This window comes from Marinobacter sp. BW6 (assembly GCF_008107725.1).
In the GTDB taxonomy this organism is placed as follows: Bacteria; Pseudomonadota; Gammaproteobacteria; order Pseudomonadales; family Oleiphilaceae; genus Marinobacter.
The window spans coordinates 120209-136708 of the sequence record NZ_VIRN01000083.1 but is presented as its reverse complement, the minus strand read 5'-3'; the positions used below and the strand labels follow the sequence as shown (position 1 = coordinate 136708).

The window sequence follows — 16500 nt, the reverse complement described above, 5'->3', positions numbered from 1 at the left end:
AGCTTGAATTTCCATAGGAGAGCCTTTGTGCTGGGGCTCGCAATCCGGGCATGTCTTTGAGTGAGCTCGAGAACCGACCAATAGGCAGCTGGTTTCCAACCTCAAGTTCCTCTGATCTGGGTGCAAACAATGAGAACTTTTGCTTCCAGATTGTCCTACCGTCTAGGCTTAAAAGAAATTTGCTTATTGTGTTTTGTGCTTTACCATCGTTAGAGAAGGGTAACCGAAACGGCTCTGGTTTTAGATTTTCTGATGTACGCAAAGGGAAGTATTATGACTGTTACAAAAAGAAATTTTGCGAGGAATCGACTCGCTACCGCGGTGCTTTGCTCCATGATCGGTTTGCCGCACGTGGCTGTTGCGGCAACGATGGATCGGGTGAACGAAGAGAATCTCGCGGTTCCGCCGGTTGACGGTAAAACCGTGGTTTATACCGATACCGAAGGAACCGCCAGTTTCGGCTGGCTCGATCCCGTTAACGATTTTGGTAATGTAGGCTTGGGTATTAAGGTTTATAACGAGCCATTTACTGCCCAGCAGACATACGACTTTGCCGGTTGCCTGATGGCCCAGCCGGATCGGCAGCTGGTGGATCCGAGCTTTAAAAACTGCACAGCCCCGCCTGATTCCGGAAAGCGTTTCAAGCTGAAAACAACAGAAACCAACGGCCCCATCGATATCGTTGTGGATGTGTCTGCGGACGACTCTACAAGCCTGTATCGCGTGCTTGGGAAGTTTTCCAACCTGACCGACGCCTCTAATGCGGTTGGCGGTGAAATGAACGCATTCCGTTTCGAGCTCGGTTTTGGCGTAGGAACCGAGTTTATTCCGTCATCCATTGGTGATGGTCTGAGTTTTGGCTTTGCAAATGGCGATAAGCTCAGTATCGGTCCAATCGGTAAGTATCCCGGCGGGCTTTTTGGCGGGAGCAAAGCTGAGGGGCTTCCATTTTTCAGTACCGAAGTTGCAGCATTTACTGAATCGGTAGGTACGGCTGATGACGGAGATGTGCTTGAGACCAACGGTACCATCCCTGTGCAGTACAGCACGCCGTTTGGTGATTGGCGCACGTTGAGCCAGACGCCCACGGGTTGGTTTATCGACCACGATGGTAACCCGGCCAACGACTCCATCCTTCTGGCCTTTAATGCCGGAACAGCCGCAGCCCCGGATTGGCAGACCAATGAAAAGCAGTTCAACGCCGCCGTGACAGTTGATCACGACGACGATGCCTCGACGGCTGAATTGTCTGCTGAATTATGGGATCCAAACAGCGTCAACTTTGACGCAACGGTGGCGGGTGATGTGTTGCCTCTGGTTGAAACCTTGGGGGAAGGAGATCCCGACGATACCGTTACTGATGCGATATCCCTCAGTCAGTTGGCAGCGTCCGCGCTTTATGATGGTTCCTTCAACGTCCTGATTGATGGCGAGGCTGTAGCCATTGATGCGTTCGCAGATTGGGCTAATAACCCGGTGACAGTAATTGATGCCGATAATGGCAATGAATTGGTTGCCACCTGGGACCCCGAAACCGAACTTTATGATATTGCCTCAGCATATGCTGAAACCTACGGTGCAACACTTACACTAAGCGAAATGCTGGACATAAGTGGTCCGCCTGACTCAACGAGTGGTCTTGTTAGGCAGCCTGGGTACACCCAAGGACCCATTGAGGATCTCGCCAATGTCAATATCAATCCGACAATCTCGGTTGGCGCGTCGTCTAACTGGCCTACCTGTACGGGTGATGGCGTCAATACCACTTGCAGTTTCACAGTGCGGTTTACCGGTCTGAATGGCGCTGTCGATGAGCCGACAATTCCTGGTACTCCGGTTGAACCTCAACCTGAGCCGGAAGAGCCCGCCGCGGCTTCCAACGACGGTGATGGCCCCATCTTCGGCTGTACCGCAGGCAAGCCAGGGTCTCCGTTCGACCCTGTGTTGCCAGGCATGGTGTTGATGGCGCTGGGCGGCTTGTGGGCGCGCAAGCGTCTAAGCAATGCCTGAGTAATCAGGTAGTAACAGGCGCAAAAGAAAAGCGGGGCTGACAATCAGCCCCGCTTTTTTATGGTCTGGAAAAGTGAATTCTGGTTACTGGGCGCCAGAACCCTTCATCTTATACTGCTGATTCTTACCTTGGCCGCCACCGCCTGCGCCCTGTCCATTTTTCTGGCCCATCCCTTGGCCATTCTGCATGCCCATGCCTTGGCCGTTCTTCTGACCCATGCCCTGGCCTTTGCCCATGCCTTGTCCGGAACCCTGTCCCATGCCGTTCTTGAGTTCCACGCCACGCTCTTTGGCTCGCTCCATCATGCGCTCATGGTGGAGTTGGCGGTACTGGGCACGCTCGGCGTCGGTATTCAGGTTTCGCATGGTTTGGTGATGTTGCTGCAGCTCTTGCTGGGTCATCAGTTCCCGTCCGAAAACCTGGTCGTCGGATTGGGCGGCAGCCGGCATACTGGCCAGGGATGCCAGTAGCGTGGCGCCAGCAATCAAGCTCAATGATTTCTTCAGTCTCATGATCAATCTCCTTTGGTTCTATGTATATAACCAAAGTATAGGCTAAATCAGATGCCGTGGGGTCATGAGTAGTACCTATGTCTTCACGAGCGGCAGGTTGCTACAAAAGAAGATTGAGTCCAGGTATGAGCACTGGTCTACCACATAAGGTCATCGGGTATCTCGTAACCTGCGTAAGGATCATCTTCGCCCACGTCGTCCGTCTTACGGTCGTGAAGTACCACAACGGCGCTTTCGTCTCTTTCCATGATCTTTCTGGCGACACCTTCCGCCACAATCTCATAGTTGTCGTTCACGAAGACGATGGCCAGACGGCCGCGGGAAAGCTGGTCTACCATGGTGTCGTCCACAAAAAGCTTCTTGATTTTCTTGTCGTGGACAAACTGATAGGACGTTTCGCCCCGGCTGCGATCAAGGCGATTGGTTTCCACAAGCTGACGGATCTGGGCCTGAATGGCTTTCTTCTCGGAAGCGCGCTGGCGCTCCAGGTTCAGTTGGCGATCCCTTTCTGCCTTCTCCTCCCGAGCCTGGCGTGCCCGGATCTCGGCTTCATTAACCTCGACAGCGCCCTTGGGTTTCTGCTTTCGTTGTTTGCGTTTTTCGCTGCGAATGGCCTTGGCCTTTTTCTCATCGGCAAGGCCGGCTTTCAGTAATTGATCCTGCAGGGATGGCATCAGTAACTCCGTTCTTTCGTTGCGGATTCTGGTATCATTCGGGCCTAGTATACGCCCTCATTATTGCCTTCATAACCAGCTTCCGCTGATTCCGGGATTTTCGTCTATGTCTTCTTTTAGTGACTTCGGTTTGTCCTCCGCCATGCGTTCGAATCTGGACCAGCTGGGTTTTGCCCAGCCCACAGAGATTCAGGCGAAGGCCCTTGCACCAGGACTGGCCGGGCAAGACATTATCGCCATGGCCAAAACCGGTAGCGGTAAAACGGCGGCGTTTGGTATTAGCCTGGTTGAACGGCTTAATCCCCGGCTTTTTGCGGTTCAGGCACTGGTGTTGTGCCCGACCCGTGAACTGGCAGATCAGGTGGCCAAGGCGATCAGGGAACTGGCGCGGGCCCGGGATAACATCAAGGTGCTGACTCTGTGTGGTGGCGTTGCAATCGGGCCGCAGATCGGATCGCTCAGTCACGGCGCCCATATTGTTGTGGGTACACCCGGCAGGATTCAGGACCACCTGCGCAAACAGACCCTCTCGCTTGCGCGGCTTAAAACCGTGGTGCTTGATGAGGCGGACCGAATGCTGGATATGGGCTTTCAGGAAGCGATGGAAGATATCCTGTCCCAAACGCCTCCATCACGACAGACCATGATGTTTTCGGCGACCTGGCCGGCGCCCATCCGTGAACTCAGCAAGCAGTACCAGAAAACCCCGGTGGACGTTCGTGCCGAGGACACCGGCGACAACCCCGATATTGAAGAGCTGTTCTACGAAGTGTCGCCGCATTCGAAATCGGATGCCATTGTGGCGTTGCTCTCTGAACGCCAGCCCGAGTCCTGTATTGTTTTCTGTACCACCAAGCAGCAGTGCGACGAACTGGCAGGGGAGTTGGGTGAGCGTGGGTTTTCCGCGCTGCCTTTGCACGGCGACCTCGAGCAGAGAGACCGTGACAGTGTATTGGTGCGCTTTGGCAATCAGAGCTGCTCCATCCTGGTTGCCACCGATGTGGCGGCGCGAGGCCTTGATATCAAGTCACTGCCGCTGGTCATCAATGCTGATCCGGCCCGGGATCCGGAAGTTCACACCCACCGTATCGGGCGCACTGGTCGGGCAGGGGAGCAGGGCCATGCAGTCACCTTCTGCACCCCGGCCCAGGGTCACAAGATCAGCCGTATTGAATCCGAAAGGGGGCGCAGCGTGGCGTGGGGTGACACGGAGTCCCTGCTGGCAACGCCACTGAAACCGGTAGTTCCCGCCATGAAAACCCTGTGTATTGCCGGTGGGCGCAAGGACAAGGTTCGCCCCGGGGATGTTCTGGGGGCACTGACTGGCGAAGCAGGTCTACCCGGAAAGGTGGTCGGCAAGATCGATCTGTTTGATCATCAGTGTTTTGTGGCGGTTGAAAAATCACTGGCAGGTAAGGCTTTGTCCAGGCTTGAGAGCGGCAAGATCAAAGGTCGGAAAATACGTGTTCGATATGCCTGAATGAGAATTGCTTCGCCTGTATGAATGCGTGTCTTTTCGGGCCGAGACGCTCGGAAACCCCGTATAGATTTTTGCATTCAGGTTGCCCGGAGGCCCTGAAAACGGTAAATTACGCAGGATTTTGCCCCCCGAATTGTCGTGGAAGGCCGTTAGACCTTAGTCTAACTGGTCAGTCCGGGCAAAGTTCGGGAGAAACATAAATCAATACAGGTAGCTGTTCGATATGACTGACCTGATGTCACAAGCCGTTGATCTGATGATTGCCGGAATGGGGTTTGTATTCGTGTTCCTGATTATTCTGGTATTCGCGACACTCCTCATGTCCAAGCTCATAGGACGGTTTGCGCCGCCAGAGCCGGCAACCCCGGCCAAAACGCCACGTGCCAAGCCGAAGGCGCCCGCGTCGGTTGACCCTGACACCGCCGAGGCCATCAAGAAGGCGATTGCACAATTCCGGTCGCGCCACAAGAAGTGAACCGGTAAAAGACTAGAACCTTTAAACAGAAGGCTGACACGATGACTGACACAAAGAAACCGCTGGGGATTACGGACGTTATTCTGCGTGACGCCCACCAGTCCCTGCTTGCCACCCGTATGCGGCTGGATGACATGCTGCCTATTGCCGAGAAACTCGACAAGGTCGGTTTCTGGTCCCTCGAATCCTGGGGCGGCGCTACCTTTGATTCCTGCATCCGCTACCTGGGCGAAGATCCCTGGGAGCGCATCCGCGAGCTGAAAAAAGCCATGCCCAACACCCAGCAGCAGATGCTTCTGCGTGGCCAGAACCTGTTGGGTTATCGTCATTATGCGGATGATGTGGTTGACCGTTTCTGTGAGCGTGCCGCCGAGAATGGTGTCGACGTATTCCGTATTTTCGATGCGATGAACGATCCCCGTAACCTGGATCGCGCCATCAAGGCCGTTCGTAAAACCGGTAAGCACGCCCAGGGCACCATTGCTTACACCACCAGCCCGGTTCACACCATTGAGATGTGGGTTGAGCTGGCGAAAGAAGTCGCCGACATGGGCGCAGATTCTATCGCGATCAAGGACATGGCGGGTATTCTGAAGCCGTACGTGGCCTATGATCTGGTCAGCCGTCTGAAGAAAGAGCTGGACATCCCGATTCACATGCAGTGCCACGCCACCACCGGCATGTCGACCGCCACCGCCATCAAGGCTGCGGAAGCCGGTATCGATAACGTGGACACCGCCATCTCCTCAATGAGTATGACCTACGGTCACTCGCCCACCGAAGCGGTGGTTGCGATTCTTGAGGGTACTGATCGTGACACAGGCCTGGACCTCAACCTGCTCGAAGAGATCGCCAGTTACTTCCGTCAGGTCCGTAAGAAGTATGCGAAGTTTGAGGGCAGCCTCCGTGGTACCGATTCCCGCATCCTGATTGCCCAGGTGCCGGGTGGCATGCTGACCAATATGGAAAACCAGCTGCGTGAGCAGAACGCGAGCGATAAGTTCGACCAGGTTCTGGACGAAATCCCCAAGGTTCGCGAAGACCTGGGCTTCATTCCTCTGGTAACCCCGACTTCTCAGATCGTGGGTACCCAGGCGGTACTGAACGTCCTGACCGGCGAGCGCTACAAGTCCATCTCCAAAGAAACCTCTGCCATCCTCAAAGGTGAGTACGGTGCTGCACCGGCGGCGATGAACAAGGAATTGCAGGAGCGTGTTCTGGACGGAAAAGAGCCTGTCACCTGTCGTCCGGCCGATCTGCTTGAGCCGGAAATGGACAAGCTGACTGACGAGCTCAAGAAGCTTGCCGACGAGAAGGGCATCAAGCTGGCCGAAAACGTCGAAGACGACGTTCTGACCTACGCGCTGTTCCCGCAGATTGGTCTGAAGTTCCTGGAAAACCGTGACAACCCGGATGCGTTCGAGCCGGTTCCGACCGCCGAAAGCGCGGCTCCGGCCAAGAAGTCTGAAGGCCCCGAGACCTACACCGTTGAAGTGAACGGCAAGAAATTTGTGGTTGCTGTTTCCGAAGGCGGCGAGATCACCCAGATCCAGGGCGAGGGCGGTGCTGCCTCCGCACCGGCTGCGTCCTCGGCTCCGGCACCTGCTGCAGGTGAAGGCGAGCCTGTGGTTGCTCCGCTGGGCGGCAACATCTTCAAAGTCCTGGTTTCACCGGGTGACACCGTGGAAGAGGGCGATGTGATGATTATCCTCGAGGCCATGAAAATGGAAACCGAGGTTCGCGCGCCGAAAGCCGGCACAATCGGTGAAGTCTTCATCAAGGTCGGTGATGCCGTCTCCCCTGATGACGAAATGCTGACAATCGCATAAAGGGCCAGCATTCCATGGAAAAATTAATGACTCTCTGGACAGGTAGTGGCCTGTTCAACATCGAGATAGGCCAGGTGATCATGATCGCCATCGGCCTCTTGCTCCTCTATCTTGCGATCAACAAGAAATTTGAGCCGTTGCTTCTGGTCCCCATCGGGTTTGGCGGCATTCTGGCGAATATTCCGGAGGCAGGCCTGGCCCTGACTGCGGCAGAAAATGCTATCCATTTCGCTCTGAAGAATGAGGCAACTCAGATTCTGGCCGCATTGGCTGCGCCGCTGGATGTGGCCTACCAGGCCGGTCAGGCGGTAACGCCCGAACTGAAGGAAGCCTTCAAGCAAGCCGTGAAAGAGGCCAGCTACTCCGAGATGGCGATGGCCAACTCCCTTGCCCAGGACTTCGGTTATGGCAATGGCATGCTGTATAACTTCTATTCCGTCATTATCGGCAGTACGGTTGGTCCGCTGTTGATCTTTATGGGTGTAGGGGCGATGACAGACTTCGGGCCGCTGCTTGCCAACCCTAAGACCCTGTTGCTGGGTGCTGCCGCACAGTTCGGTATCTTCGGTACGGTCATTGGTGCTGCGCTGCTGGATTGGACCGGGGTTCTGGATTTCACGATCCTGGAAGCGGCGGCTATCGGTATCATTGGTGGTGCCGATGGCCCGACGTCCATCTACGTGTCCAGTGTTCTGGCTCCCCATCTGTTGGGTGCGATTGCGGTCTCTGCTTACGCCTACATGGCGCTGGTACCGATGATTCAGCCGCCCATTATGAAGGCGTTGACCTCGGCCGAAGAGCGCAAGATCAAGATGAGCCAGCTGCGCCCGGTCAGCAAGCAGGAAAAAATCATTTTCCCGCTGGTTGTGTTAATTGCAGTCGTTTTGTTCCTGCCGGATGCGGCGCCGCTGCTGGGTATGTTCACTTTCGGCAACCTGATGCGTGAGTGTGGTGTGGTCGAGCGTCTGAGCGACACGGCCCAGAATGCTCTGATCAACATTGTGACCATCTTCCTGGGTCTGTCTGTGGGCTCCAAGCTGATGGCAGACAAGTTCCTGGATGGCCAGACTCTTGGCATCCTGGGCTTGGGCATTGTGGCCTTTGGTGTTGGCACAGCGACCGGTGTTCTGATGGCGAAGCTGATGAACAAGGTGAGCAAGGAACAGATCAACCCATTGATCGGTTCTGCCGGTGTATCTGCGGTGCCGATGGCGGCGCGGGTCTCCAACAAGGTTGGTCTGGAAGCCAACCCGCAGAACTTCCTGCTGATGCACGCCATGGGCCCGAACGTGGCCGGTGTTATCGGCTCTGCGGTTGCTGCCGGTGTGATGATCAAGCTCCTGAGCTGATCCTCTTGCCGCAGTACCGAAAACCCCGCCTTCGTGCGGGGTTTTTTGTGCCTAATGGAAATTCCTGGCGTTAACGGGTAGCGACTTAATCAGATGGCTAAGATCTGAAAGCCGCCCCGCCATCACATGCACAATATCCCCCTGTCGCTCCAGCACTCCCTTCACATGCAGCAATCGGGCAGTCAGTAACGGCTTGCGCTGTCGCCGTGCCGTTTCCAGCCAGACCACCACGTTCACGTTGCCGGTTTCGTCCTCCAGAGTGACGAAGGTGACGCCGGAGGCGGAGCCAGGGCGTTGGCGGCCGGTGACAAGACCGGCAACCTGCACCGGAATGCCTGCTTTGGTACTTTTCAGTTGCTCGGCACTGAGGCAGAAGTTCAGGTGGCCCTGTTCCCGGAGTAGCGCCAGAGGGTGGCGCTGCAGAGTGAGGCCCTGGCTGGCGTAGTCGGCAAGGACGTTCTGGCCTTCCGAGGGTTCTGGTAATTGCTGGCAGTATTCCGGCTGGTAGTCGACAGCCGTTTCCTGAGCGAACAGTTCGGTGGGCTGCTCGTGGTCGAGCAGTTGCCAGTAGGCCTGGTGGCGGTTGGCGGTGAATGCCGGCATGGCGTTGGCGCCGGCCAGCAGTTCCATATCCCGCTGATTCAGCGCGGCCAGGCGGCGGAGTTCGCTGGCGGAACGGTAGCCGGTGGCGGGCCGGTTCTGGTGGATGCGTTCGGCGCCACTAACGGACAGGCCCTGGATGATTCTCAGCCCCAGGCGCAGGAGGCGTTCCTCGCCTTCCAGAGTATGGTCCCACTGGCTGGCATTCACATCGGGCGGGAGCACGATAACGTTGTGGCGCCGGGCGTCCTGCACCAGTTGTGACGGGGAATAGAACCCCATGGGCTGGCTGTTCAGCAGGGCGCAGTAGAAGGCCGCCGGGTAATGCCGCTTGATCCAGGCGGAGACATACACCAGCAGGGCAAAGCTGGCGGCGTGGGATTCCGGGAAACCATAGCCACCGAAACCGCAGATCTGCTGGTATAACCGCTCGGCGAAATCGGCATCGTGGCCGCGCTCCAGCATGCCGGTGACCAGCTTCTCCCGGAACGGGGTCAGGTCGCCGTGGGATTTCCAGGCCGCCATGGCCCGGCGTAGCTGGTCGGCTTCGCCGGCGGAGAAGCCGGCGGCCACCATGGCCAGTTTGATCACCTGTTCCTGGAAAATGGGCACGCCGAGGGTGCGCTCCAGCACCTTGCGCACGGCATCGTTCGGGTAATCCACCGGCTCCAGACCGTGTTTGCGGCGCAGGTACGGGTGCACCATGTCACCCTGGATAGGACCGGGCCGCACGATGGCTACTTCGATCACCAGATCATAGTAGGTTTCCGGTTTCAGGCGGGGCAGCATGTTGATCTGCGCCCGGGATTCCACCTGGAACACGCCGATGCTGTCGCCTGTTTGAAGCATGGCGTAGGTGTCACGGTCTTCCTGGGGAATGTCCTGTATCCGGAAAGGCTCGCCTTTTTCTTCGCTGATCAGTTCCAGCGCTTTTCGAATGGCGGAGAGCATGCCGAGGGCCAGTACATCCACCTTCATCAGGCCCAGGCTCTCGAGATCGTCCTTGTCCCACTGGATCACGGTGCGGTTGGTCATGGCGGCGTTTTCCACCGGCACCAGTTCGGCCAGTGGCCCGGCGCTGATTACGAAACCGCCCACGTGCTGGGACAGATGCCGGGGGAAGCCCAGCAGGGTATTGACCAGGGTGAAGAACTGGTCCGCCACCTGGGGGTTGCGGGTGATTTTCTTGTCCAGAATCTGCTGGCGCCAGTTGGTGGCCTTGTCCCGCCAGTCGATTCCCTCAAGCAACTGTTCTACCAGGGCCGGATCAAACCCCAGGGCCTTGCCGACATCGCGAATGGCGCTCTTTGGCCGGTAACGGATCACCGTGGCAGCCAGGGCGGCCCGCTCACGGGAATAACGCTGGTAGATGTACTGAATGACTTCTTCACGCCGTTCGTGCTCGAAATCCACATCAATATCGGGCGGCTCGTTCCGGTCTTTGGAAATAAACCGCTCGAACAGGAGCTCCACCCGGGCCGGGTTCACCTCGGTGATGCCCAGGCAATAACAAACCGCAGAGTTGGCTGCCGAACCCCGGCCCTGGCAGAGAATGCCCCTGCTGCGGGCAAAGGCCACGATATCGTGGATGGTGAGGAAGTAATGCTCGTACTTCATCTCCGAAATCAGGCCCAGCTCTTTGCGGATCAGGCTCTGAACCTGCAGTGGTGTGCCTTCCGGATAACGCCGGCGCTCGCCTTCGCGGGTCAGCCGTTTCAGATAGCCGGCCGGGGTTTCGCCCTCCGGCACGAGATCTGGCGGGTATTCATAGCGCAGGCTGCCGGGCTCGAAGGTGCACTGGCTGGCAATGGTCAGGGTTTCATGCAGCCAGGCTTCCGGAAACAGCCGTTGCAGAACGGACAGGGGACGCAGGTATCGCTCGCCATTCTGGAACAGGCAGTGGCCGGCATTCTCCAGATTGGTGTGATTGCGCAGGGCTGTCAGTACATCCTGCAGCGGCTGGCGTTCCCGGCTGTGCATGTGCACCTCGCCCACGGCAGCAACGGGAATGCGCAGCTGATCGGCCAGCCAGTGTGTCCGCGCCAGCCGCTGCTCCTCGCCGGATTCCAGGGTGCGGGCCGCGGCAATCCAGACTCGGGGGTCAAACAGGCGGGCCAGCCACTCGCCGCAGGCCAGCGCCTGATCGGAATCTGCCTCGGTAGGCGAGGGGGGCAGCCACAGGCACAGACAGTCATCCAGGGTGTGGGTTTCAATGTCCCGGTAAAACAGCTGGTACTGGCCTTTCTCAGCCCGGCGACGGCCGGTAGTGATCAGCTGGCAAAGCTGGCCATAGCCTTTGCGGGTACGAGCCAGGAGAATAAAGCGGGGCTGGGTTGCCCCGACCGGTGCGTCTGAAAGCTCAAACCAGCTGCCGGTAATGAGTTTTACCGGGCTGTCTGCCAGCGCCGCCCAGGCCCGGGGGATGCCGGCAACGGAGCAGGCATCGGTAATGGCCAGGGCGGTATATCCCAGCGCATGGGCCCGCTCAGCCAGCTCGTGGGGATGAGAGGCCCCGGTCAGGAAGGTGAAATTGCTGAAGCAGAATAGCTCCGCATACTGCTGCCCGGACATCAGCCAAACCACCCATGCACAAACCAGCCTTCCCGGGCATCCCGGAAGACCCAGGCCAACTGGCCGCTGTTCAACTGGGCAATGTAGTAATCCCGGTGCACGCGCTGGCCATCCCACCAGCCACCGCTGATGCGCTCAGGCCCGGAAAACCAGGTAACGGGCGCTTCGGTTAGCGGTTGCGGGCCTTTCAACAGCCAGAGCGGGCGCCGGGGCAGTTCTGCTGCCGGTACTAGCGGCGTTCCGGTTTTACGCAGGACTTCCGAGGCCGACCAGGCCCGTTCGGGACGATGATCGGCCTGGGGCGAAAGCTGCCTGAGGGCCTGATCGCCCAGGCGCGCCTGCAAGCGGCTGATCAGGGTATGCCAGGCTTCATTCAGATCCTGGGTTTCACCCAGCAGATCCTGCCCGGAGGGGGCTTCCCGTGACAGGAAACGCTTTACCAATAGGACCATGGAGATAACCGGCGCGCTCAGGGAATGCTGCTCCAGCCTCAGGCGAATCAGGTTGAGGAAATGATCAGCCCGGTGCTCCGGCCCGGACGTGCGGATCTGCAGCCGGGTTGGCTCTGAATGCCGGTGCCTCAGGACCAGCCGCAGGCTGTCGGTATCCTGCTGGCGCCAGCAAAGATCTTCTTCCAGTTCAGCGAGCATGCGCTGGAGCGGAAACAGCAGGCCCTGGGTATGCTCGATCTCCTGCACAAAATCCGCCTGTTGCCGGAACGAGTGAGGCGGCTGCCAGGGGGTGCGAGGGTCCGGCCGGGTGCCCTGGATTTTCTGTATGTAAGCCAGAAGTTCTGGAGACAGACGCCGTGCCAGTTCGCCGGGCGGTAACTCAAACACCTCTCCCAGCGTGTTCAGCCCCAGGCGCTGTAGCCGGGTACAGGCTTTCTCGTTGAATTCCGCTGCCAGCAAAGGCATCTGGCTCAAATTTCGCTGAATGTGGCCCTTATCTGCCGTACATTCCCCCTTGCCGGCGCGGGCAATCAGCCGGGCAGCGAGAGGGGTATAGCCAATACCAATCCAGGCATTCAGCTGGCGTTCATTCAGCCCCTGTTCCACGGTTTGCCAGACAGCGGGCAGCCCGCCATAGAGCTTCTGAAGGCTGCCAATTTCGGCCAGCAGGCCATCCGGCGGCACCAGTACAATATGGGCGGCATAGCGGTACAGCCAGCGGGCCTGATCTTCCAGAATCCTGGCTTCCTGGGTTTCATCGGCCCGCACCATGCCCAGATCCGGCGCCAGGCTGATGGCGGTTTTCAGACGCATGCCGCTACGAATACCCTGGCTCCTGGCTTCGGGGCAGGCCTGGATCACCTTCTGACCAGAGCCTTCAACCACCACCAGGGCGCCCTGATCTTCACGGGTGCGCCGAATATGATCCAGCACCAGGTGCGGGAAATGCAGATACAGCCAGAGCATGGAGCGTTATTACCCGGTTGAACCCGACCATGGGCCCCGGACAACCCGGGTGGTTTCACGGAATGAGAGATCGGCCCTCTGGGCCATGGCCAATGAACAGCGCTGCCCGGGCCAGCTACCCCGGCGCTTGAGCACATTCACCTTGAGATCCTGCTGTTCGCCCGGTTCCAGTTCCAGACGCAGGGCCGCCGGAGAATTCTGCTCGGCGTAACGGCGTTCCCGGAACAACACGCACACATTGCTCCCGGCTTCAGCCGCCAGTTGCAGGCGCCGAACCTCCCGGGAGGCCAGTTTGCCTGGCCAGGCCATCACCAGGCCCGTTACCGGTGAGCGCAGGCAGTTCTCCAGTGTCCACAGAAAGTCGCCCTCATCTTCGGTATGGATCAGCACCACCTGGTCCAGATTGACGCCTTCCCGGGCCAGGGCAGGGGCGTAGGGCGTGTGTGGCGGGTTCAGCCAGAACACGCTTTTACCTTCTCCGCACACCCGCTGCATGAGGGGCAGCAGCAAATGCAGCTCACCAATACCCGGCGCATCCAGCAGACATTCGCTCAGGGCACCCCGGGGCCAGCCCAGGCCTCCAAGCTGGTTATCCAGAACCTGATACCCGGTTGGCTCCGCCGGCTGCGTGGTCTGGGTGTGGCGGTGCCCCTGCCAGACACGGGCATCCTGCATCAGCGTGTTCAGAAGCTCGCTCATGATGAAAACTCTCGAAATACTGTTTAAATATACAGTATTCTGAAAGCGACCGGATTTCAAGGGAAGGGTTGATAAAGCGAATGGCACGACCCACGCTTGTAGTACAGCCATCAACCATGGAGGTTGAAATGAGTGACCTGAAAGCACACAGCTGTGAAGCCTGCAGCCCGAACGCACCCAAGGCGACCGAGGAAGAAAAGCAGCAGTTACACAAGGATGTTCCGGACTGGGAAATCCTGGACATTGACGGGGAAGAACAGCTTCACAGGGTCTACAAGCTTAAAAACTTTGTGAAGGCCCTGGAATTCACAACCAAGATTGGCGAACTCGCCGAAGAGGAAGACCACCATCCTGTGATCGTGCTGGAGTACGGCAAAGTCGCTGTGAGCTGGTGGAGCCACGAAATCGGCGGCCTGCATAAAAACGACTTTATCCTGGCAGCGAGAACCGACGCTGCCTTCAACGACATGCAATAATCCCAATCGCGGCGGAACCCGGCTTCCGCCGCGCTCCTTTATCAGCCACATCCACGTTAAGCGAATTCCAGCCAGCAACTGGGAGAGTTAGAAGCCTTCGTCAACCGGGCTGCGCACACCAAAGCCGCCCTTGCGAACGACATGGGTGTATATTTCCGTGGTGCGCAAATCCGAGTGGCCGAGCAACTTCTGGATAGTGCGAAGGTCATAGCCGGCCTCAAGCAAGCGTGTGGCAAAACTATGACGAAAGGTATGGCTGCCCGCGAGTTTTCGGATACCTGCCGCCTGAATAGCCCGGCGAAAGTGCTTCTGAACTGTTCGGTCGAGCAAGTGATGCCGCCTTCGAATGCCTGAGCGAGGATCCCTCGAAAGCTCCAGCGCGGGAAAGATATACTGCCACCCGGCCTCCTGACTGGCATTTGGATATTTGCGTGCAAGGCCCTCTGGAAGATAAACAAAGCCAAATCCTTTCAATAGATCCGCCTGATGCTGGTGCAATGCGGAATCGATCTGTTGTTTTAACGGCTCCACGAGTATGTCCGGCAGTAGGGTAATTCGGTCTTTAGCACCTTTGCCGCTTCGAACAATCAATTGCTGCATATCAAAATCAACATCTTTGACTCTTAAGCGCAGGGCTTCATTGATACGCAGTCCGGAGCCATAGAGAAGCATGGCAACAAGCTTGTAGTCTCCGCTCAGATTGCGAATAACGGACCTGGCTTCTTCCGCACTGAATACCGTTGGAAGCTTTACCGGCTTTCTCGAGTGTTCGAACTTCAGATCATCCAGAGGTTGGCCCAGGAATTCCCGGTATAAGAATACCAATGCGTTCAGAGCGACTCTCTGGGTAGAGACGCTTGCGCTTCCCCGCAAAACCAGATGAGACAGAAATGCTTCGACTTCTGCAGAGCCCATCACTTCTGGGTGCTGGAGGCCATGGAAGCGAATAAAGCGTTTAATCCAGAACAGGTAGGTTTTCTCCGTTTTATACGCCATGCCTCGCAGGCGTATAAAGCTTCGAACTTTGTCCAAAAAACGGGTTGGTTGCGCAGGTATCGGAGTAGGGATATCCATATCCATTCATCCTTGAATACTGTTTTTATATACAGTATATCGGTTTGAGTCGAAGTCAAGAGGCCGATGTTGGCGGAGTTATACGAACGCGTTCGCAAAACTCCAAAAATCACATGAGAAATGAAGGTAACTATCTGATAGGGTTGAAAAGTTGGAACAGGAATGGCGGAGTTATACGCCTATGGCGGGAGCAGGAGTGGCTCAAAAGAGGGCGTATAACTCCGGCGGTAGCCGTGGTGATTGGTGATCAAGAGATTGTTTTTATTAGACAAAATCGTTTTTTGTTGAGCGTTTTTGAATGGGGTTTTACGAACAAGTGATATACGGACACGTTCGTATAATTAGCTGTTAAGGAGTGAATATTGCAAAGCCCTGATCCAGAGGATTTTCTATCAGATCCATTAAGCTCTATCGCTCGACTAGAGCGACGAAATCTTTTGATAGCCAGCTCCGTGGGCTTTCTTGTTGCAACAGCAGGTTTGGTCCCAACCAACATCTCGGCTTTGGGCATTTCGCTCTCTGTTTCAGCGCAAGGCATGTTCGTTATAGGCGTGGCTTTGGTGATTGCATACTTCATCTGTGCATTCGCAATTTATGGAACATCGGACTTTTATATTTGGAGAAAAAAGTATCAGAAATATTTGGAAGATGTTCAGAGCTACATGGAGAACTGGGATGAGGAAGATCAACACCATTATGATAATTCCCCTCTGCCAAAGGTCGCTTGGCTCTACCAAAGCGCTGGGCACTTAGCATATGCAAGAGCCTTTTTTGAGTACGGTTTGCCACTTGTAGTTGGTATTGGGGTGATCGCAACCTTGTTGGCCCGGGTCTGGTGTCCTTAACAAGTCAATCAAGTACGTTCCGGCCTGCGGCCTCCACCGGACGCCCTTGTCAGGGCGCCGCTTATTTCAGCGTTATAAGCACTAGGGAAATCCGCATGATCAACAAGGAAGTTTTAGTTCTTCTGTTTTTATTATCAGGATCTGCTATCGCTGGGGAAAAACCGCCTGAGCTTTGGTCATGGTTTAAAGACCTGAGCAAATCCAAAGAGGCTTGCGAGATACAAAGCTCATATGCCCTGCAAGTCCTGGGGCTGGAGAACCAGGTTGAGAATGAGTACGGAATATACGGGAACGTAAAGTCAAACCGTGTTGTAGTGAAATGTATAGAAATATCACCTACCCAAAGCAAGCTCATGGTTGCGGTTGCTGGCTATAATAAGGATTCAGTTGAGCTTGTGAGAAACAAAATCATTTATTCAATTCAGTAGCATAGAGCTTATAACAAGGCCAGGCACGCGACGCATACTGCATTGCGGCTTCGCCTGCA

14 protein-coding genes are annotated in these 16500 nt (G+C 56.5%); 8 read left to right on the top strand and 6 right to left on the bottom strand.

Annotated elements, in window-relative coordinates:
* The first annotated feature begins 333 nt into the window (after window positions 1–333).
* On the top strand, window positions 334–2010 hold the full coding sequence (locus FMN52_RS19245; RefSeq protein ID WP_162525048.1) for a choice-of-anchor F family protein: 1677 nt from the start codon (window positions 334–336) through the stop codon (window positions 2008–2010).
* Between the two features lie 84 nt (window positions 2011–2094).
* Here the strand turns inward: FMN52_RS19245 and FMN52_RS19240 are convergent, their stop codons facing one another.
* Entirely contained in the window at window positions 2095–2523 is a 429-nt protein-coding gene (locus tag FMN52_RS19240) for a hypothetical protein (RefSeq protein ID WP_148610226.1), read from the bottom strand.
* A gap of 137 nt (window positions 2524–2660) precedes the next feature.
* On the bottom strand, window positions 2661–3197 hold the full coding sequence (locus FMN52_RS19235) for a DUF2058 domain-containing protein (RefSeq protein ID WP_148610225.1): 537 nt from the start codon (window positions 3195–3197) through the stop codon (window positions 2661–2663).
* Between the two features lie 106 nt (window positions 3198–3303).
* Here FMN52_RS19235 and dbpA point away from each other — a divergent pair, with 106 nt between their 5' ends.
* The 4 genes from dbpA (at window position 3304) to FMN52_RS19215 (ending at window position 8330) form a co-directional block, all read left to right on the top strand.
* Window positions 3304–4677: an ATP-dependent RNA helicase DbpA gene (gene dbpA, locus FMN52_RS19230; RefSeq protein ID WP_148610224.1), complete on the top strand. Its 1374-nt coding sequence runs from the start codon at window positions 3304–3306 to the stop codon at window positions 4675–4677.
* Window positions 4678–4900: 223 nt separating this feature from the next.
* A complete protein-coding gene (locus FMN52_RS19225; RefSeq protein WP_148610223.1) occupies window positions 4901–5152 on the top strand; it encodes an OadG family transporter subunit in 252 nt (83 codons plus the stop codon).
* A 41-nt stretch (window positions 5153–5193) separates the two neighbouring features.
* Entirely contained in the window at window positions 5194–6981 is a 1788-nt protein-coding gene (gene oadA / locus FMN52_RS19220) for a sodium-extruding oxaloacetate decarboxylase subunit alpha (protein WP_148610222.1), read from the top strand.
* 26 nt (window positions 6982–7007) lie between these two features.
* Window positions 7008–8330, top strand: coding sequence for a sodium ion-translocating decarboxylase subunit beta (locus FMN52_RS19215; RefSeq protein WP_205424978.1), 1323 nt, complete (start codon window positions 7008–7010; stop codon window positions 8328–8330).
* A gap of 51 nt (window positions 8331–8381) precedes the next feature.
* Here FMN52_RS19215 and FMN52_RS19210 read toward each other — a convergent pair whose 3' ends face one another.
* From FMN52_RS19210 to imuA, 3 genes are read right to left on the bottom strand one after another with little or no spacing between them, the layout of a single operon-like run.
* Window positions 8382–11501 carry an error-prone DNA polymerase gene (locus tag FMN52_RS19210; protein ID WP_148610220.1) on the bottom strand — a complete coding sequence of 1040 codons (3120 nt, stop codon included), beginning with the start codon at window positions 11499–11501 and terminating at the stop codon, window positions 8382–8384.
* Window positions 11501–12919 (bottom strand): DNA polymerase Y family protein, encoded by a 1419-nt coding sequence (locus FMN52_RS19205; RefSeq protein WP_148610219.1) that lies wholly within the window; start codon window positions 12917–12919, stop codon window positions 11501–11503. The genes FMN52_RS19210 and FMN52_RS19205 overlap by 1 nt, the downstream gene beginning before the upstream one ends.
* A gap of 9 nt (window positions 12920–12928) precedes the next feature.
* Entirely contained in the window at window positions 12929–13618 is a 690-nt protein-coding gene (gene imuA, locus FMN52_RS19200; protein WP_148610218.1) for a translesion DNA synthesis-associated protein ImuA, read from the bottom strand.
* 128 nt (window positions 13619–13746) lie between these two features.
* On the opposite strand from imuA, the gene FMN52_RS19195 reads away from it, so the two are divergent.
* Window positions 13747–14094: a 4a-hydroxytetrahydrobiopterin dehydratase gene (locus FMN52_RS19195; protein WP_148610217.1), complete on the top strand. Its 348-nt coding sequence runs from the start codon at window positions 13747–13749 to the stop codon at window positions 14092–14094.
* Window positions 14095–14181: 87 nt separating this feature from the next.
* Here FMN52_RS19195 and FMN52_RS19190 read toward each other — a convergent pair whose 3' ends face one another.
* The gene (locus FMN52_RS19190) at window positions 14182–15174 is read right to left on the bottom strand and encodes an integron integrase (RefSeq protein WP_205424977.1); all 993 of its coding nucleotides are present in this window, start codon (window positions 15172–15174) and stop codon (window positions 14182–14184) included.
* 356 nt (window positions 15175–15530) lie between these two features.
* Here FMN52_RS19190 and FMN52_RS19185 point away from each other — a divergent pair, with 356 nt between their 5' ends.
* Window positions 15531–16013: a hypothetical protein gene (locus FMN52_RS19185; RefSeq protein ID WP_148610215.1), complete on the top strand. Its 483-nt coding sequence runs from the start codon at window positions 15531–15533 to the stop codon at window positions 16011–16013.
* A 95-nt stretch (window positions 16014–16108) separates the two neighbouring features.
* Window positions 16109–16441 (top strand): hypothetical protein, encoded by a 333-nt coding sequence (locus tag FMN52_RS19180; RefSeq protein WP_148610214.1) that lies wholly within the window; start codon window positions 16109–16111, stop codon window positions 16439–16441.
* The last annotated feature ends 59 nt before the right edge of the window (window positions 16442–16500 follow it).